Consider the following 16,361-nt stretch of genomic DNA (forward strand, 5'->3'; position numbering starts at 1 on the left):
CGTGGACGAGGTCCTGCTGCGCAGCCTCACCCCGAGCGTGCTCGCCGTCCTCGTCCGCCGCGGAGCCGACTTCGCGGCGGCCGAGGATGCCGTCCAGGACGCCCTGATCGAGGCGGTCCGGGTCTGGCCGGCCGACCCTCCGCGGGACGCGAAGGGCTGGCTGGTCACCGTCGCCTGGCGTAAGTTCCTCGACGCGGCCCGGGCGGACGCCGCCCGGCGCCGCCGCGAGGACCTCGCCGACGAGGAACCGCCGCCCGCAAGCGCGCCCGCGGTGGACGACACGCTCCAGCTCTACTTCCTGTGCGCCCACCCGTCGCTGACCCCGTCGTCCGCGGTCGCCCTCACCCTGCGGGCGGTCGGCGGCCTCACCACCCGGCAGATCGCCCGGGCCTACCTCGTGCCCGAGGCCACGATGGCCCAGCGCATCAGCCGCGCCAAGCGCACGGTGTCCGGGGTGCGGTTCGACCGGCCCGGTGACGTCGCCACCGTGCTGCGCGTGCTGTACCTGGTCTTCAACGAGGGCTACTCCGGGGACGTCGACCTCGCGGCCGAGGCCATCCGGCTCACCCGGCAGCTCGCGGCCCGGTGCGACCACCCGGAGGTGCGGGGGCTGCTCGCCCTCATGCTGCTCCACCACGCCCGGCGCGCCGCCCGCACCGCGCCCGACGGCGGCCTGGTACCGCTGGCCGAGCAGGACCGCGGGCGTTGGGACACCCGCATGATCGCCGAAGGCGTCCGGATCCTGCAGGCGGCTCTCGCCCGCGACCGGCTGGGCGAGTTCCAGGCGCAGGCCGCGATCGCCGCGCTCCACGCGGACGCGCGGAGTGCCGAGGAGACCGACTGGGTGCAGATCGTCGAGTGGTACGACGAGCTCTTGCGGCTGAACGACAGCCCGGTCGTCCGGCTCAACCGCGCGGTGGCCGTCGGGGAGGCCGACGGGCCGCGCGCCGGTCTGGCGGCACTCGCGGAGCTCGACGCCGACCTCCCCCGCCACAGCGCGGTGGCCGCCTACCTCCACGAGCGCGACGGCGACCCGGCGACGGCGGCCCGTCTGTACGCGGAGGCGGCACGGAAGGCTTCCAACCTGGCCGAGCGGGACCATCTGACCCGCCGGGCGGCCCGGCTCAACACGCAGCGCGGCCGGTGACGGGCCGCCCGGCTGACACGCACCAGGGCCGGTGCCGGGCTGCCCGGACGCCTGCGCTGGAAGAGGGTGGGCCCCGGCCGATCACCTCCGTCGGCCGGGACCCGGATCCGGCCGCGGCGGCGGCACTCCCCCGAGTTGCGCGTCCATACGCGCGCGCCCCCGGGCCGGATCCGATGAGGTGATCACATCAAACCTTGCCAACCGATCGCTAACATGGGGCCAACGGTTCGCCGTTGCGTCATTGAACGATTGGCCGGAAGTCGCCGAACCAAGATCGAGAACGGCCCGGACAGCGGACCGTTCCGGGGCGACCGAGAGGGTAGAGGTGGCGGAAAGACGCCGCCCGGAATCGGGATCGCGGCACGGGTACGGGCACGGGGGAGGCAAAGCGGTGATGCGGTTCGGGCTGCTCGGGCCACCGGCGCTGTTCGACGGCACCCGCGGCGGCCGCCCCGGAGAGGCCCGGATCGTCCCGAGCGGGAAGTCCCGTGTGCTGCTGGCCGCGCTGCTCCTGGACGCCGGCCGGGTCGTCTCCGTCGAGTCGCTCAAGGACGCGCTGTGGGGTGGGGCCCCGCCGGTCTCCGCCCATGCCTCGCTGCACAACCACGTGTCCCGGCTGCGGCGGGTGCTCGACGATCCCGGACGGCTGCGGACGGTCCCGTCCGGCTATGTGCTGCGGATCGCCGAGGGCGAGCTGGACGTCCACGTCTTCGACGCCCATGTCGCCGCCGCCCGGGCCGCGCACATGTGCCACGAGCGGGAGCGGGTGGTACGCGAGGTCGAGGCCGCGCTCGCCCTGTGGCGCGGCGCGCCGCTCGCCGGGCTGCCGCCCGAGGCCGGCGGATACGCCGTCGCACACCGGCTGCGCGAGGCGCGGCTGCTGCTCCTGGAGTGGCGCTACGACGCCGAGCTGGCGCTGGGCGGCCCGCGCCTCGACCAACTGGTGCCGGAACTCGCCGTGCTGGCGGAGGAGTACCCGCTGCGCGAGGTGTACCACCGCCAGCTGATGCTCGCCCTGCACCGCACCGGCCGCCGCGCCGAGGCCCTGGCCGTCCACACCGAGCTGCGCAACCGCCTGGTCGACCGGCTCGGCATCGAACCGGGGCCGGGCGTACAGGCGGCGCACGTGGAGGTACTGCGGGGAGCCGCCGACACCGGCTACCGCCCTGCCGGGCCGCCGACGCCGTCCGCCGACACCGGCTCCCGCCCCGTCGCGCCGTCGGGTCTGCCCGCCGATACCGGTTACGGCTACGCCGCGCCGTCGGGCCCGCCTGCCGATACCGGCTATCGCCCTGCCGCGTCGTCGGGCTGGCCCGGCACCATCAGCCACCGCCCTGCCGGGCCGCCGACGCCGTCCGCCGACACCGGCTCCCGCCCCGTCGCGCCGTCGGGTCTGCCCGCCGACACCGGCTACGGCTCTGCCGCGCCGTCGGGCCTGCCTGCCGACACCGGCTCCCGCGCCGTCACGCCGTCGGGTCTGCCCGCCGACACCGGCTCCCGCCTCGTCACGCCCCTGCCCCCCTCCGCCGCCGACACCGGCTCCCGCCTCGTCACGCCCCTGCCCCCCTCCGCCGGCGGCAGTGAGCCCGCCGGCATGCCGTCGCGCTCGTCCACCGGCACCCCGCCTCCGCGCCCTGGCGCGCCGTCGTCCACCGGCACCCCGCCTCCGCGCCCCGCCGCGCCGTCGTCCACCGGCAGCCCGTCCCGGCGCCCTGGCACGTCGTCACTCCCGTTCGGCCACACCCCGCCTCCCCCTGCCGCACCGCCACCGCCCACGCCGTCCCACTCCTCACCCCCGCCCGCCCAACTGCCGCCCCCGCCGGTCCCCTTCACCGGCCGCCGTTCCGTCCGCAACGCCCTGTGCCGCACCCTCACCGCCACCGGGCCGCGTCCCACCGTCGTCGTCAGCGGTATGGCCGGGGTCGGCAAGAGCGCACTCGCGCTGGTGGTGGCGCACGATCTGGCGAAACGTTTCCCCGACGGGCAGCTCCATCTCGACCTGCACGGTGCCACCCCGGGCCGGACGCCCCTCACCCCCGGCCAGGCGCTGACCGCGTTGCTGCGTGACCTGGGCATCGAGCCCTGCCGCGTCCCCGAGTGCCCCGACGCGGCGTCCGCCCTGCTGCGTTCGCTGCTCGCCCCCACCCGCACGCTGCTCGTCCTGGACGGAGCCGCGGGTGCCGCGCAGGTGCGGCCCCTGCTGCCGGGCGGCGCCGGATGCGCCGTGATCGTCACGAGCCGTTCGCCGCTGACCTCCCTCGACGGAGCGGCCCGCTTCCGGCTGCGGCCCCTCTCGGACGAGGAAAGCGCAGATCTGCTGCGCCTCGCCTCGGGCCGTGAGGAGCTCGAGGGGGCGCCCGCCTCCCGGCACCTCGTCGCACACACCGGCCGCCTCCCGCTGGCCCTGCGCGTCGTCGCCGCCCGGCTCGCCGCGCGCCCGGCGCTCACACCGGAGGGCCTCGCCGGGCAACTGGCGGACGGCAAGGAGCGCTTGCGGCTCCTGGAGTACGACGACCTCAGCGTCCGGCGCTCCCTGGCGGTGACGTACGACGCGCTCGCCGCCTCCGAGCACACGGCCGACCGGGACGCGGCCCTCGTACTGCGCCGCATCGGCGCGCTCGACCGGCCGGCCTACGGCGCCGGGCACCTCGCCCCTCTCACCGGCCTCGACGTACGCCGCACCGAAGCCGCGCTGGACCGCCTCCGCGACGTGGCGCTGCTGGAGGAGACGGCGTTCGGCCGCTACTCGCCGCACGACCTCGTGCGCGACTTCGCCCGGGAGCCGGCCGGGTGAGGCGGAACCGGAGGGCGGAGGGACGGGAGGCCACCGAAGGCAGGGAGCGGGGGAGCCGGAGAGCGCGACGGGGGACCGGGCTCGTCCGGTCGCTCACCCGCCGTCCGCCCGCTGTCACAGCCTCCCCGCCGCTCACTTGGCGTCGGCATAACACTCGACCACGGCCGTCGTGAACGGGAACCGTACCGGCGTCTCGCCGAAGGTCAGCCGTCCGGCCAGGGCCGCCGCCTCGCGGATCGCCTCGACGACCGCCCCGGTCTCCTCCTCGGGACAGTGCACGATCACCTCGTCGTGCTGGAAGAAGACCAGCTCGGCGGCCAGGTCCGCGCAGGTCTTGCGGAGCGCGGCGAGCAGCAGCAGGGCCCAGTCCGCCGCGCTGCCCTGGACGACGAAGTTGCGGGCGAAACGGCCGCGCGCGCGGGCATCGGTGGAGGCGTACCCGGGCACCCACTGCCCGGGCTCGGGCCGATCCTCGTCGGCCGCCGGGATACCGGCCTCCTCGGCGCCGTCGTCGGTGCCCCGGGCCGCGGGCGGGCAGGTCCGGCCGAGCCAGGTCCGTGCCAGGCGGCCCTCCTCCCCGGCCCGGGCGGCTTCGTCGACGTAGGCCACGGCGCGGGGGAAACGGCGGCGCAGCGCGGCCAGGTTCTTCAGTCCGTCCCCGGAGGTCTGCCCGTACACCGCGCCCAGCACGGCGATCTTGGCCTGGTCGCGGTCACCGGAGAAGGCCCGCTCGGAGACGGCCTGGTAGAGGTCGCTTCCCCGCCCGGCCACCTCCATGAGGCCGGGGTCGCGGGAGATGGCGGCGAGGACGCGCGGTTCCATCTGGTCGGCGTCGGCGACGACGAGCCGCCAGCCGGGGTCCGCGACCACGGCCCGGCGGATGACCTTGGGGATCTGCAGTCCGCCCCCGCCGTTGGTCACCCAGCGGCCGGTCACCGTGCCGCCGGCGAGGAACTCGGGCCGGAACCGGCCGTCGCGCACCCAGTCCTGGAGCCAGGACCAGCCGTGGGCGACCCAGATGCGGTACAGCTTCTTGTACTCGATGAGCGGCTTCACGGCCGGGTGGTCGATCGAGTTCAGCTCCCAGCGGCGGGTCGAGGTGACCTTGATGCCGGCCTGCGCGAAGGCCTTGACGACGTCGGCCGGCAGGTCGGGGCGGACGCGGCGGCCGAACGCGGCGGACACCTCGTCGGCCAGCTCGGCCAGGCGGCGCGGTTCGCCGCCGCCCGCGTACCGCTCGCCCAGCAGGTCGTGCAGCACGGCCCGGTGCACCTCGGCGCTCCAGGGCAGCCCCGCGCGGTTCATCTCGGCGGCCACCAGCATGCCCGCCGACTCGGCCGCCGTCAGCAGCCGCATCCGGTCCGGGTGCTCGGCGCGTGCGTGCCGCCGCTGCTGCTCGGCGTAGACCGCGAGGAGGTCCGCCAGGGGCAGGTGGACGCCCTGGGGCTCGAACAGGGAGGACTGGGCGCCCGGTGCCGCGGAGCGCTGCGGCGGATCGGGCGGCACGGGCAGGTCGCGCAGCCGGGCCAGGGCGGCCGCGGCCGAACGGGGCTCCCCGTACCGCCCCTCGTGGCCGAGGAGGAGCGTCTCGGCGGCCTCGACGTCGTAGCACCGCTCCACTCGCACCCCCGTGGCGAGCAGGCGCGGATAGACCTCGGCGGTGGACCGCCACACCCACCGCGTGACGCCGGGACGGCTCCGCACGGCCCCGGCGGGATCCGCCTCCCGCCGCACCGGCCCGGCGGGCAGCCCGTCCGGGCCGAGGGGGGCGACGTCCACGCCACCGTCCTCGGCCGGGGCGAGCGCCCACCGGTCGGTCATGCAGCGAGTGTGCCAGGGGGGTCTGACAACGCCCCCCCGCCACCGCCGGGGCAGGTCAGGACTCGTCCAGCACGTTCTCCTGCGCCCGCGCGATCCTCTCCAGCACCTTGGCGACGTACTGCTCCGTCCGCTCCTTGCCGATGCCCAGGCCGCTGAGGACGCCCTGGCCGTTCTCGTGCTCCAGGAGGGCGAGCAGGATGTGCTCGGTACCGATGTAGTTGTGCCCGAGGCGCAGGGCCTCGCGGAAGGTGAGCTCCAGGACCTTCTTGGCGGCCGGGCCGTACGGCACGAGCTCCGGGACGTCGTCGGAGGCCGGCGGGAGTGCCGCCGTGGCCGCGGCGCGGACCTCGTCGAGGGAGACGCCCTGCTCGACGATGGCCTTCGCGGCGAGGGCGTCGGGTTCGGCGAGCAGGCCGAGGACCAGATGCTGGGGCAGGCCCTCGGCGTTGCGGGCGGCCTTGGACGCGTTGTGCGCCGCCATCACCGCGCTGCGGGCCCGGGGTGTGTAGCGGTTGAAGCCCTGGGCGGGGTCGAGGTCGGCGGACTCCTTGGGCACGAACCGCTTCTGCGCGGCCTGCCGGGTGACGCCCATGCTCCGGCCGATGTCGGTCCAGGAGGCGCCGGAGCGCCGGGCCTGGTCGACGAAGTGGCCGATCAGATGGTCGGCCACGTCGCCGAGGTGGTCCGCGGCGATCACCGCGTCCTGCAGTTGGTCCAGCGGTTCGTCGTGGACCTTCTTGATGGCGGCGATGAGGTCGTCGAGACGGACGGACGACGTGGGATCGGGGTTCGTCATGTGTCAACCGTAGGTTGCGTCTTGGAGGGTGTCAACCGAAGGTTGACATGCGGCCTCGTGGCACCATCGGCCGGGTGAGCACGTCCAGCACCGTCGACCGCGCCTTCGCCGCCTCCCTCTACGAGACGGGCGAGACGGCCCTCGACACCGGTGCGTCCCTGCTGGCCGCCGACCCCGCTGCCGACGCCGAACTCGCCCGCCGCGGGCAGGAGTTCGTGGCGTCGGCCTGGCGCCGGGGCTGGCAGCCCGCCGATGTCGTACGGATCGTGCGGCGCGAGCTGGAGGAGACGCACGTACGCCTCGTGGCGGAGCTGATCCGCGCCCGGCAGGGCGACGACCGGCCGCGCGGGCGGCGCTGGAACGCCCAGCTCGCCGAGCTGCCGGCCGATCCGCCGCCCCGCACCGACCGCTTCTCGTACGCCACGGCCGTGCTGGAGCTGTACCGGCTGCTGCTGCGCCTGCCCCCGCTGGAGGTGCTCGACGAACAACCCGGGGGAGCGCGCACCGAGTCCCGCATGCTCACCCGCATCCGTGCCCTGCTCGCCAAGGCGGAGGCCACCGGCTTCCCGGAGGAGGCGGAGGCGCTCAGCGCCAAGGCGCAGGAGCTGATGGCCCGGCACAGCGTCGACGAGGCGCTCCTCGCCGCGCGGGCGCCGTCCCCCGAGACGCCCGGGGCGTGCCGCATCGGGGTCGAGCCGCCGTACGAGGAGGCCAAGGCGGTACTGCTGGACGCCGTCGCCGCGGCCAATCACTGCCGGGCGGTGTGGAACGAGGCGCTGGGCTTCTCCACGGTGGTCGGGTTCGAGACCGACCTGGACGTGGTGGAGCTCCTGTACACCTCCCTGCTGGTGCAGGCCACGACCGCGATGACCAAGGCGGAGGCGGCGCAGCGGGCGGGCGGACGCAAGCGCACCAAGACCTTCCGGCAGTCCTTCCTCGCGGCCTACGCCCACCGCATCGGCGTCCGCCTCGCCGCGGCGGCCGAGACGCAGGTGACCGACGACCTGCTGCCGGTCCTGGCCTCCCGCGAGGTGGCCGTCACCGGGCGGCTGGAGCACATGTTCCCGGAGACGACCACGACCCGGCTGCGTTCGGTACGCGACGCGGCCGGCTGGACGGAGGGCGCACAGGCGGCGGACCGGGCCCAGATGCGCCACCGGCCGCGGCTGGGCTGACCCGCCGACGGCCACCGGCCGTGGCTGTCTGACGTGCTGGCGGCCTCCGGGCACTGCGGGGCTGAGGCGTCGTCGGCCACCGGCCGTGGCTGGGTTGAGGCGCTGACGGCCACCGGCCGTGGCTGTCTGACGTGCTGGCGGCCTCCGGGCACCGCGGGGTTGAGGCGTCGTCGGCCACCGGCCACTGCGGGGCTTGACGCGCCGAGGGCCACCGGCTGCGGCTGGGCTGACGCGCCGACGGTCTCGGGCCGTGGCTGGGTTGAGGCGCTGACGGCCACCGGCCGTGGCTGTCTGACGTGCTGGCGGCCTCCGGGCACCGCGGGGCTGAGGCGCTGACGGCCACCGGCCACCGCGGGGCTTGACGCGCCGACGGCCACCGCGGGGCTGACCCGCCGACGGCCACCGGCCACCGCCGGGCTGAGGCGTCGACGGTCACCGGAGCCCTGTGGTCGGCCTCGGGGCGCGGCGGTCACGCCACCGCGCCCGTCACACCGGAGGGCCGCCCTCAGTCGCCCGAGGTCTCGAACCCGCTCACCGTGGCGTCCGCCGTGCCGCCGTCTCCCGGACGGGCCACCGGACCGTAGGACCACTTCAGTTCGTGCGCGTCCCCGGGCGCGCCCGGCAGCGTGAAGGACGCCGCGTGCACGACGAGGCTCTTCGCGGGGTCGGCCTCGCCGCGGACGTAGGTGATCGTGAAGGACGTCGTGGCGCCCTTGCCGAGCGTGAGCGGCTGAGCCTGGGCGCCCTCCTCCGGGAGCACGTTCGTCGTGCTGCTCTCGGCCAGGAGGTCCACGGCGGGGAAGCCCTTCAGGGTGCACTGCGCGCCCTGGTTGGTGAGCGTGACGGTGACGTTGCCGGTGTCCCCGGCCGCCGGTGCGGCACCCGCCCCGACCTCGACGTCCATGTCGCGCAGCGCGCAGGCCGCCGGGCCGTTCGACGGGTCCGTGTTCTTCGTGTCGTCGGCGCCGTCGCCGCCGTCGTCGCAGGCGGTCAGCAGGAGCGTCGCGGAGAGAGCGGCGGCGAGGGTGACGGGCAGGGTGCGCATGAGGTCCTCTGGGCGTGAGCAGCGGGAGGGGTTTCGGCTCCCTGGATCATCACGCACGGGGATGCCGCGCGGGCACCCGCCCCCGGGGAATCCCCCGAACGCCGGACGGGCCACGGCGCCCGGAGGCGTACCGCGGCCCGTCGTCGCGCCACCGGGTCCTACTGCGCGTCGAGACTCGCCGTCGGAAGCCCGGTGGGCAGCTTCCCGCCCTCGGCCTTGGTGTAGGTCTCGGTGCCCACGCCGTTCTCCCAGGTGACCTTCATGCTGGTGCCGGTGACCGAGTCGACCGTGCCGGTGGCCCGGCCCTTCGAGCCGTCCGTGCACTTCAGGCGGATCGTCCTCGTACCGGACTCCTCGCCCGCGGTGCCGCTGCACACGCCCCCTCCGGTGGCGAACAGCGCGGCCTGCTTGCCGGTGATCACCAGGGCCACGGCCTTGCCGTCGGTCGTCGCGAGCCAGCTGCCGGCCAGTTCGCCGCCCGCCTCCTCGCCGGAGCCGGAGCCGGAACCGGAGCCGGACTCCGGCCCGGACGATCCGGAGCCGCCGCCCGTGCCGGCCGACGCCGAGGCGGACGGGGCCGGGCTCGACGCCGGGTCGTCACCGGAGCCGCCGTCGCCGTCACCGCTGCACGCGGTGAGCGCGAGCGCCCCCACCAGCCCCGCGACCGCCGCCGCGGCGCGCGCGGCGCCGGAGCGACGCGAGAAGATCACCGAAGTCACTGCAAGCCCCCAAGGTGTAGCCGGTCGGCGGGCCGGTCCGGGGAACCGGCCGGCCGATCCCCTGGCCGGAACGATCGCAGCAAGCTACCAGGGCCCGTCAAGGGGTCCCGGAAAGCCCGTCCCCGGGGAGCCCGTCACCAGGACGACTTGCGCACACCGGGCAGATACCCCGCGTGCGCCTGCTCCCGCAGGCCGACCCGGGACAGTCCGAACGCCCGGAAGTACCCGCGCGGCCGCCCGTCCACCTGGTCCCGGTTGCGCACGCGCGTGGCGCTCGCGTCCCGCGGCTGCCTGCGCAACTCGGCCTGAGCCGCGGCCCGTTCGGCATCGGTGGACGAGGGCCGCCGCACGATCTCCTTCAGCTCGGCGCGCCGGGCGGCGTGCCGCGCGACGATCTCCTTGCGCCGCTCGTTCTTCGCGATCTTGCTCTTCTTCGCCATCAGACCCTCACTCCCCGGGCCCGGATTCGGGCGACGGCCGCCTCGACGCCGATCGTGTCGACGGTCTTGATCCCCTTGGCGCTCAGCCGGAGCCGCACGTGACGGCCCTCGCTCGGCAGCCAGTAGCGCTTGGACTGGATGTTCGGGTCGAACCGGCGGGACGTGCGCCGGTGGGAGTGCGAGATGCGGTTGCCGAAACCGGGCCGGGCCCCGGTCAGCATGCAGTGCGCGGACATGGTGGTGACGTACCTCTCGTCTCAGGTGATGTAAATGGAATTCATTTTCAGTAGCATAGCGGCATGGCTCGCAACGAACTCCGGCCGGTCATCAAGCTCCGGTCCACCGCCGGGACCGGCTACACCTACGTGACCCGCAAGAACCGCCGCAACGACCCGGACCGACTGACCCTGCGCAAGTTCGACCCGGTCGCCGGCCGCCACGTCGACTTCCGAGAGGAGCGCTGACCATGCGCGAGGGGATCCACCCGGAGTACGGTCCGGTCGTCTTCCGCGACCGCGCCGCGGACTACGCCTTCCTCACCCGCTCCACCATGACGAGCGAGAAGACGATCGAATGGGAGGACGGCAACACCTACCCCGTCGTCGACGTCGAGATCTCCGACGTCAGCCACCCCTTCTACACCGGCACCGCCCGCGTCCTGGACACCGCGGGCCGCGTCGAGCGCTTCGAGCGCCGGTACGGGAAGAAGGGCTGACCCGGTGCCCGAGTTCCCCGTTCCCGAGCCCCCCGCCTCCGGCCTCGCCGTCGTCCTCGTCGGCGGACTGCACGCCGACGCCCGCAGGGCGGCCGTCGCACGGCTGCTCGCCGACGTGCCCGGCAGTGTCGTCCTCCACCACGACCTGTCGACGGCCGCGGCGGGCACGGTCGTACGCACCGTCAGGGACGCGACCGGCGTCCTCGACACGGGCCGGGCGCCACTCGTCAACGACTGCGCGTGCTGCGCCCTGCGCGAGGACCTGGTCCCGGAGCTGGAACGGCTCCGCGACGCCGGCGGCACCCGGCTCGCCGTCGTCGAGCTGTGGGACTCCGTCGAGCCCAAGGCCATGGCCGAGGTCGTGGCCGCCGGGGGGCTCACCGTCACCGGCGTGATCACCGCCGTCGACCCGGCCCTGGTCCTGCCGTACCTGGCCAACGGCGACGACCTGGCCGACGGCGGCCTGGCCGCGGCCGCCACCGACCAGCGCACGGTCGCCGACACCTTCGCGCGCCAGCTGGAGTACGCCCCCGTCCTCGCGGTCGCCGACTCCCCGGAGGCCGACGACGAGGACCGCGAGCTGCTCGCCCAGCTGCACCCCACCGCCCGGCAGGTGCCGCTCACGCCGCAGGGCCCGGCCGAACCGGCCGGCGACGACCTGACCGTGCCGCCGCCGCGCCTGCTGTCGCCGCTGGCCCGGGCCGCCCTGGCCGGCTTCGACATCGAGGCGGCCGCCGCCGCCCAGCACCCCGCCTGCGCCCTGCTGCCCGCCGAGGCCGACGCGCACGGCGTGACCACCCTGGTCTGGAGCAGCCGCCGCCCCTTCCACCCGGAGCGGCTCTACGCCGCGCTGGAGGACCTGACCTGCGCGGCCGCCCGCAGCCGGGGCCGGTTCTGGCTCGCCGACAAGCCCGACACGCTGTTCCACTGGGACGCGGCGGGCGGGGCCCTGTGCGTGGAGAGTGCCGGGCCGTGGCTGGCCTCCCTGCCGGACGCGGCCTGGGAGATGGTGCCGCCGGTGCGCCGGGCCGCCGCCGCGCTGGACTGGCACCCCGAGCACGGCGACCGCTGCCAGCACCTGGTCTTCACCTCGCCGGGCCTCGACCGGGACGGCCTGGCACGGCTGCTGGATTCCTGCCTGCTCACCGATGCCGAGTACGCGGCCGGGCGTGAGGCCTGGCAGCGGCTGCCGCACGCCTTCGACACCCTCCTGGAGGTCTGAACCGACATGCCCCGCAAGCCCGAACGCACTCCCGCCAGGAACCGGCCGAACCCCCTGGACCAGGCCGGGATCACCTACATCGACTACAAGGACACCGATCTGCTGCGGAAGTTCATCTCCGACCGCGGCAAGATCCGCAGCCGCCGGGTCACCCGGGTCTCGGCGCAGCAGCAGCGGCAGATCGCCGCGGCGGTCAAGAACGCGCGGGAGATGGCACTGCTGCCCTACTCCGCTCGTTGAGCACGTCCGCATCCGGGTGAGGTTCCCCACGCTTGACGCGTGGGGGACCTCTTGCCCGTCGAGGGGCGGACGCGACGGCACGTCCCGGCAGGCCGGTGCGAGGGGGCGGGTGGCTGGTGGCCCGGCCCGGACGGGACGTCCGGGGGACCGCGGGGAAAGCGCTTCGAGCGGCACGGCCGGTCCGGAGCGCCGAGCCCGGACCGGGCGCCGGTCCGAGCCGGGCGTGGTCCGGGTGCACGACGGCCATGTCGTCCGCACGGCGCATTCCTGCCTGGTCAGACGCGGGCCGGGCCCTTCCGGATGCGGTTTCCGGTCCCCGGTTTCCCGCCGTGCAGTCACCCGCCGGCCCGGTCGAGCGGATGCTCCGCCTCCATCGGACCTCCACCGGGCCCGCCTACTTCCCGCCCGGCCCGGGGGAACGCGACACGTGTCAGGGGCGTCAAACAAGCAAGAGCTTTCGGTAAAGCGGCCGTCAAGGCTGTAACCGCGGGACCACCGCGCGTGCACGTGCATCTGCTCCTGCATCTGCACTTGAACAGAGCTATGATCCGGGTCAGTTGACCGCTGCATCAATGGCCACACCAGCCAGTGCACCACCGGGGAGCGACCTGTGGACCACGACGTGTACAACGGGATGGCGGCCACCAGGCTGAACGGTGTTGCCTGGCAGAAGAGCCGGCACAGCAACTCGCAGGGTTCCTGCGTGGAGTTCGCCCGGCTGCCGGGCGGTGACGTGGCGGTGCGCAACTCCCGCTTCCCCGACGGTCCCGCACTGGTCTACACCCGCGCCGAGATCGAGGCGATGCTGCTCGGGGTGAAGGACGGGGAGTTCGACCATCTCGTCGGCTGATGACAGCGATGTCGCCCCCCGGGGCGCCCGGTGCGCAGCCAACGCTGTGACGCGCGTAGAACCGCGACGCGACGAGGCGCCGCGGTGCCTCATCCGCCGGCCGGACCGGCTCCGGTGTGCGGCAGCCGGAACAGCGCCCAGACCACCTTGCCGCTCAGGGTGCCCGCGAGCGGGTGCCAGCCCCAGCTGTCGCTGAAGGAGTCGACGAGGAACAGTCCCCGTCCCGACTCGGCCGAGAAGTCGTCGGTCTCCCGCGCGACGGGGCTGTCGTGGCTGGGGTCGCGCACCGCGCACACCAGCCGCTCGGTCCACCGCATCAGGTGCAGCCGCACCGGGGGCTCGTGACGCGCCGCGCACAGGGTGCTCGCCGGCAGCCCGTGGCGCAGGGCGTTGGTGACGAGTTCCGAGACCACCAGACAGACGTCGTCGAACCGGTCGCCCAGGTCCCACTGGTCGAGGGTTCTGCGGGTGAACCGGCGTGCCTCGCCCACCGCTTCGAAGCGGGCGGGGAGTGCGCAGGAGGCGGCGTGGGACACGGCCGCGGGGTCCAGCGGCGGAAGGCCCTGCCGTAACGGCTCGAGCATGGTCGATCCATTCGTCCCCATGCGAGGCACTCCCGGGTGTTCGCGGTCGGTGCGATGCAGCGGTGGTGCGGGACCATGGTTTCGGATGCGTACAGCAGATGCAAGGGCAGATGCACGTGCAGGTGACCGGAATGCGTCGTCCCGTACCACTTGTTGGTCAATTTTTCCGTCATCCTGACGTCGCTCTTCGGCCGTTCACATGCCTCTTTCTTCCGCACGCGCGCGTGCGTCGACTGTCTCGATTCCGTTTCCGTAACCGGACGAGTACTGCTCGAAGTGTTTTAGTGGCAGACTTCGGCCCCTGAAACCGTTGGGGAGGCTGGCGAACGTGAGCGCGGGAGAGCCGGGATCGGTGGTGCGGCGCATGCTGCTCGGATCACAACTCAGGCGACTGCGTGAGGCGCGGGGCATCACGCGCGAGGCGGCGGGCTACTCGATCCGCGCCTCCGAGTCGAAGATCAGCCGGATGGAGCTGGGCCGGGTGAGCTTCAAGACCAGGGACGTCGAGGACCTGCTGACGCTGTACGGCATCACGGACGAGCAGGAGCGCTCCTCCCTGCTGTCCCTGGCCAAGGAGGCCAACGTCGCGGGCTGGTGGCACAGTTACTCCGACGTGCTGCCGAGCTGGTTCCCGACCTACGTCGGCCTGGAGGGCGCCGCCTCGCTAATCCGGGCGTACGAGGTGCAGTTCGTGCACGGCCTGCTGCAGACCGAGGCCTACGCCCACGCGGTGGTCCGGCGCGGCATGCAGGGTGCGAGCGAGGCCGACGTCGAGCGGCGCGTGGCCCTGCGCCTGGAGCGGCAGAAGCACCTCGTCGCCGAGTCGGCGCCCGACTTCCACATCATCCTGGACGAGGCCGCGCTGCGCCGCCCCTACGGCGACCGCGAGGTGATGCGCGGCCAGCTCCAGCACCTGATCGACATCTCGGAGCGGCCCAACGTGCGCCTGCAGGTGGTGCCGTTCAGCCTCGGCGGGCACTCCGGCGAGAGCGGCGCGTTCACGATCCTCAGCTTCCCCGAGTCGGACCTGTCGGACGTGGTGTACCTGGAGCAGCTCACCAGCGCGCTGTACCTGGACAAGCCCGAGGACGTCGCGCAGTACGAGCGGGCCCTCAAGGAGCTGCAGCGAGACTGCCCCGGCCCCTCCGAGAGCCGGGACGTCCTGAGGGGTCTCCTACAACTCTCCTGAGACACAAGTACGATGACGTGTGATCAGATCGCGGGGAAGCGATCGAAGGTCTCAGGGATCGAGGGATCACATGTCGTCGTCCTGCTTCACCGACCTCGCACAGCAGTACATCGACGGTGAGTGGCGCCCGGGAACCGGCTCCTGGGACATCATCGACTTCAACCCCTACGACGACGAGAAGCTGGCGTCGATCACGATAGCCACGGCCGACGAGGTCGACGAGGCGTACCGGGCCGCCGCCCGCGCCCAGAAGCAGTGGGCGGCGACCAACCCCTACGCCCGCCGGGCGGTCTTCGAGAAGGCGCTCCGGCTCGTCGAGGAGCGCGAGGCGGAGATATCCGAGGCCATCATCGCCGAGCTCGGCGGGACGCGCCTGAAGGCCGCCTTCGAGCTGCACCTGGTCAAGGAGTTCCTGCGCGAGGCGGTCCACCTGGCCCTCGCCCCCACCGGCCGGATCATCCCCTCGCCCGTGGACGGCAAGGAGAACCGCGTCTACCGGGTGCCGGTCGGCGTGGTGGGCGTGATCAGTCCCTTCAACTTCCCCTTCCTGCTGTCGATCAAGTCCGTCGCACCCGCCCTCGCCCTCGGCAACGCCGTGGTGCTCAAGCCGCACCAGAACACGCCGATCGTCGGCGGCTCCCTGGTCGCGAAGCTCTTCGAGGACGCCGGACTGCCCGGCGGCCTGCTGAACGTGGTCATCACCGACATCGCCGAGATAGGCGACGCCTTCATCGAGCACCCGATCCCGAAGGTCATCTCCTTCACCGGCTCCGACCAGGTCGGCCGGCACGTCGCCACCGTCTGCGCCCGGCAGTTCAAGCGCTCCGTGCTCGAACTGGGCGGCAACAGCGCGCTGGTGGTCCTCGACGACGCCGATCTCGACTACGCCGTCGACGCCGCGGTGTTCAGCCGGTACGTCCACCAGGGCCAGGTCTGCATGGCCGCCAACCGCGTCCTGGTCGACCGGTCGGTGGCCGACGCGTTCACCGAGAGGTTCGTCGCCAAGGTGAAGAGCCTCAAGACGGGCGATCCGCGCGACCCGGAGACCGTCATCGGCCCGGTCATCAACTCCTCGCAGGCCGAGGCGCTGGCAGGCGTGGTGGAGCAGGCCCTGGCCGAGGGCGCCACCGCCCTGGTGCGCGGCGGGCGGACCGACAACCTCGTCGAGCCGTCCGTGCTGACCGACGTGCCCGCCGGCTCCGCCCTGCTGCGGCAGGAGGTCTTCGGACCGGTCGTGTTCCTGGTGCCGTTCGACGGCGAGGAGGAGGCCGTGCGCCTCGTCAACGACAGCCCCTACGGACTGAGCGGAGCGGTGCACACCGGCGACGTCGAGCGGGGCGTGCGGTTCGCCCAGCGGATCGACACCGGCATGTTCCACGTGAACGACGGCACCGTCCACGACGAGCCGATCGTCCCCTTCGGCGGCGAGAAGCACTCGGGCGTCGGCCGGCTCAACGGCGAGACGATGCTGGACGCCTTCACCACCACCAAGTGGATCTCGGTGCAGCACGGGCGCAGCGGCTTCCCCTTCTGATCCCTCGCCTTCCGATCCGTCGCCTTCCGATCGGTCGCCGCGGCCGCCGTCCTTGCGGACAGCACCTGACCGCAAGGGTGCGTAGCTTCG

17 protein-coding genes are annotated in these 16,361 nt (G+C 73.8%); 10 read left to right on the forward strand and 7 right to left on the reverse strand.

Annotated elements, in window-relative coordinates; genetic code table 11:
- The first annotated feature begins 1 nt into the window (after window position 1).
- Complete coding sequence (locus Q5694_RS10235; RefSeq protein ID WP_333932326.1) at window positions 2–1,147, forward strand: RNA polymerase sigma factor; 1,146 nt, start codon at window positions 2–4, stop codon at window positions 1,145–1,147.
- Between the two features lie 394 nt (window positions 1,148–1,541).
- Window positions 1,542–3,941 carry a BTAD domain-containing putative transcriptional regulator gene (locus Q5694_RS10240; RefSeq protein WP_333932328.1) on the forward strand — a complete coding sequence of 800 codons (2,400 nt, stop codon included), beginning with the start codon at window positions 1,542–1,544 and terminating at the stop codon, window positions 3,939–3,941.
- Between the two features lie 132 nt (window positions 3,942–4,073).
- Here the strand turns inward: Q5694_RS10240 and Q5694_RS10245 are convergent, their stop codons facing one another.
- Together Q5694_RS10245 and Q5694_RS10250 are read right to left on the reverse strand one after the other, a co-directional pair.
- Window positions 4,074–5,762, reverse strand: a complete 1,689-nt coding sequence (locus Q5694_RS10245; RefSeq protein ID WP_333932247.1) for a bifunctional 3'-5' exonuclease/DNA polymerase — start codon at window positions 5,760–5,762, stop codon at window positions 4,074–4,076.
- 55 nt (window positions 5,763–5,817) lie between these two features.
- Window positions 5,818–6,558: a Clp protease N-terminal domain-containing protein gene (locus Q5694_RS10250; protein ID WP_333932248.1), complete on the reverse strand. Its 741-nt coding sequence runs from the start codon at window positions 6,556–6,558 to the stop codon at window positions 5,818–5,820.
- A 47-nt stretch (window positions 6,559–6,605) separates the two neighbouring features.
- On the opposite strand from Q5694_RS10250, the gene Q5694_RS10255 reads away from it, so the two are divergent.
- Window positions 6,606–7,733: a DUF2786 domain-containing protein gene (locus Q5694_RS10255; RefSeq protein WP_333932249.1), complete on the forward strand. Its 1,128-nt coding sequence runs from the start codon at window positions 6,606–6,608 to the stop codon at window positions 7,731–7,733.
- Window positions 7,734–8,238: 505 nt separating this feature from the next.
- On the opposite strand, the gene Q5694_RS10260 is transcribed toward Q5694_RS10255, so the two are convergent.
- The 4 genes from Q5694_RS10260 to rpmB form a co-directional block, all read right to left on the reverse strand.
- Window positions 8,239–8,778, reverse strand: coding sequence for a DUF4232 domain-containing protein (locus Q5694_RS10260; protein WP_333932250.1), 540 nt, complete (start codon window positions 8,776–8,778; stop codon window positions 8,239–8,241).
- A 158-nt stretch (window positions 8,779–8,936) separates the two neighbouring features.
- Window positions 8,937–9,497, reverse strand: coding sequence for a hypothetical protein (locus Q5694_RS10265; protein WP_443040842.1), 561 nt, complete (start codon window positions 9,495–9,497; stop codon window positions 8,937–8,939).
- Window positions 9,498–9,631: 134 nt separating this feature from the next.
- On the reverse strand, window positions 9,632–9,937 hold the full coding sequence (gene rpsN / locus Q5694_RS10270; RefSeq protein WP_333932253.1) for a 30S ribosomal protein S14: 306 nt from the start codon (window positions 9,935–9,937) through the stop codon (window positions 9,632–9,634).
- Complete coding sequence (rpmB, locus tag Q5694_RS10275) at window positions 9,937–10,173, reverse strand: 50S ribosomal protein L28 (protein WP_333932255.1); 237 nt, start codon at window positions 10,171–10,173, stop codon at window positions 9,937–9,939. The genes rpsN and rpmB overlap by 1 nt, the downstream gene beginning before the upstream one ends.
- A 63-nt stretch (window positions 10,174–10,236) precedes the next feature.
- Between rpmB and rpmG the strand changes: the two genes are divergently transcribed.
- From rpmG to Q5694_RS10300, 5 genes are all read left to right on the forward strand, one after another.
- Complete coding sequence (gene rpmG / locus Q5694_RS10280; RefSeq protein WP_333932256.1) at window positions 10,237–10,401, forward strand: 50S ribosomal protein L33; 165 nt, start codon at window positions 10,237–10,239, stop codon at window positions 10,399–10,401.
- A gap of 2 nt (window positions 10,402–10,403) precedes the next feature.
- Window positions 10,404–10,652 (forward strand): type B 50S ribosomal protein L31, encoded by a 249-nt coding sequence (locus tag Q5694_RS10285; RefSeq protein WP_030235956.1) that lies wholly within the window; start codon window positions 10,404–10,406, stop codon window positions 10,650–10,652.
- Between the two features lie 4 nt (window positions 10,653–10,656).
- The gene (locus Q5694_RS10290) at window positions 10,657–11,874 is read left to right on the forward strand and encodes a CobW family GTP-binding protein (RefSeq protein ID WP_333932257.1); all 1,218 of its coding nucleotides are present in this window, start codon (window positions 10,657–10,659) and stop codon (window positions 11,872–11,874) included.
- A 6-nt stretch (window positions 11,875–11,880) separates the two neighbouring features.
- On the forward strand, window positions 11,881–12,114 hold the full coding sequence (gene rpsR, locus Q5694_RS10295) for a 30S ribosomal protein S18 (protein WP_333932258.1): 234 nt from the start codon (window positions 11,881–11,883) through the stop codon (window positions 12,112–12,114).
- 634 nt (window positions 12,115–12,748) lie between these two features.
- Entirely contained in the window at window positions 12,749–12,964 is a 216-nt protein-coding gene (locus tag Q5694_RS10300) for a DUF397 domain-containing protein (protein WP_333932329.1), read from the forward strand.
- A gap of 89 nt (window positions 12,965–13,053) precedes the next feature.
- Here Q5694_RS10300 and Q5694_RS10305 read toward each other — a convergent pair whose 3' ends face one another.
- Window positions 13,054–13,548 (reverse strand): ATP-binding protein, encoded by a 495-nt coding sequence (locus tag Q5694_RS10305; RefSeq protein WP_333932259.1) that lies wholly within the window; start codon window positions 13,546–13,548, stop codon window positions 13,054–13,056.
- A 364-nt stretch (window positions 13,549–13,912) separates the two neighbouring features.
- Here Q5694_RS10305 and Q5694_RS10310 point away from each other — a divergent pair, with 364 nt between their 5' ends.
- Window positions 13,913–14,737 carry a helix-turn-helix domain-containing protein gene (locus Q5694_RS10310; RefSeq protein WP_333932330.1) on the forward strand — a complete coding sequence of 275 codons (825 nt, stop codon included), beginning with the start codon at window positions 13,913–13,915 and terminating at the stop codon, window positions 14,735–14,737.
- A 70-nt stretch (window positions 14,738–14,807) separates the two neighbouring features.
- Window positions 14,808–16,271, forward strand: a complete 1,464-nt coding sequence (locus Q5694_RS10315; protein ID WP_333932260.1) for an aldehyde dehydrogenase family protein — start codon at window positions 14,808–14,810, stop codon at window positions 16,269–16,271.
- The last annotated feature ends 90 nt before the right edge of the window (window positions 16,272–16,361 follow it).

Origin of the sequence: Streptomyces sp. AHA2 (assembly GCF_036857595.1) — a bacterium.
GTDB lineage: Bacteria > Actinomycetota > Actinomycetes > Streptomycetales > Streptomycetaceae > Streptomyces.

Excerpts from the sequence above, each read along its gene's own strand:
- Q5694_RS10315 (WP_333932260.1), top strand. The coding sequence starts at position 14,808 with ATGTCGTCGTCCTGCTTCACCGACCTCGCACAGCAGTACATCGACGGT.
- rpsN (WP_333932253.1), bottom strand. The coding sequence starts at position 9,937 with ATGGCGAAGAAGAGCAAGATCGCGAAGAACGAGCGGCGCAAGGAGATC.
- Q5694_RS10250 (WP_333932248.1), bottom strand. The coding sequence starts at position 6,558 with ATGACGAACCCCGATCCCACGTCGTCCGTCCGTCTCGACGACCTCATC.
- Q5694_RS10255 (WP_333932249.1), top strand. The coding sequence starts at position 6,606 with ATGCGGCCTCGTGGCACCATCGGCCGGGTGAGCACGTCCAGCACCGTC.
- Q5694_RS10260 (WP_333932250.1), bottom strand. The coding sequence starts at position 8,778 with ATGCGCACCCTGCCCGTCACCCTCGCCGCCGCTCTCTCCGCGACGCTC.
- Q5694_RS10245 (WP_333932247.1), bottom strand. The coding sequence starts at position 5,762 with ATGACCGACCGGTGGGCGCTCGCCCCGGCCGAGGACGGTGGCGTGGAC.
- Q5694_RS10305 (WP_333932259.1), bottom strand. The coding sequence starts at position 13,548 with ATGCTCGAGCCGTTACGGCAGGGCCTTCCGCCGCTGGACCCCGCGGCC.
- rpsR (WP_333932258.1), top strand. The coding sequence starts at position 11,881 with ATGCCCCGCAAGCCCGAACGCACTCCCGCCAGGAACCGGCCGAACCCC.
- rpmG (WP_333932256.1), top strand. The coding sequence starts at position 10,237 with ATGGCTCGCAACGAACTCCGGCCGGTCATCAAGCTCCGGTCCACCGCC.
- rpmB (WP_333932255.1), bottom strand. The coding sequence starts at position 10,173 with ATGTCCGCGCACTGCATGCTGACCGGGGCCCGGCCCGGTTTCGGCAAC.
- Q5694_RS10310 (WP_333932330.1), top strand. The coding sequence starts at position 13,913 with ATGCTGCTCGGATCACAACTCAGGCGACTGCGTGAGGCGCGGGGCATC.
- Q5694_RS10240 (WP_333932328.1), top strand. The coding sequence starts at position 1,542 with ATGCGGTTCGGGCTGCTCGGGCCACCGGCGCTGTTCGACGGCACCCGC.
- Q5694_RS10285 (WP_030235956.1), top strand. The coding sequence starts at position 10,404 with ATGCGCGAGGGGATCCACCCGGAGTACGGTCCGGTCGTCTTCCGCGAC.
- Q5694_RS10300 (WP_333932329.1), top strand. The coding sequence starts at position 12,749 with ATGGCGGCCACCAGGCTGAACGGTGTTGCCTGGCAGAAGAGCCGGCAC.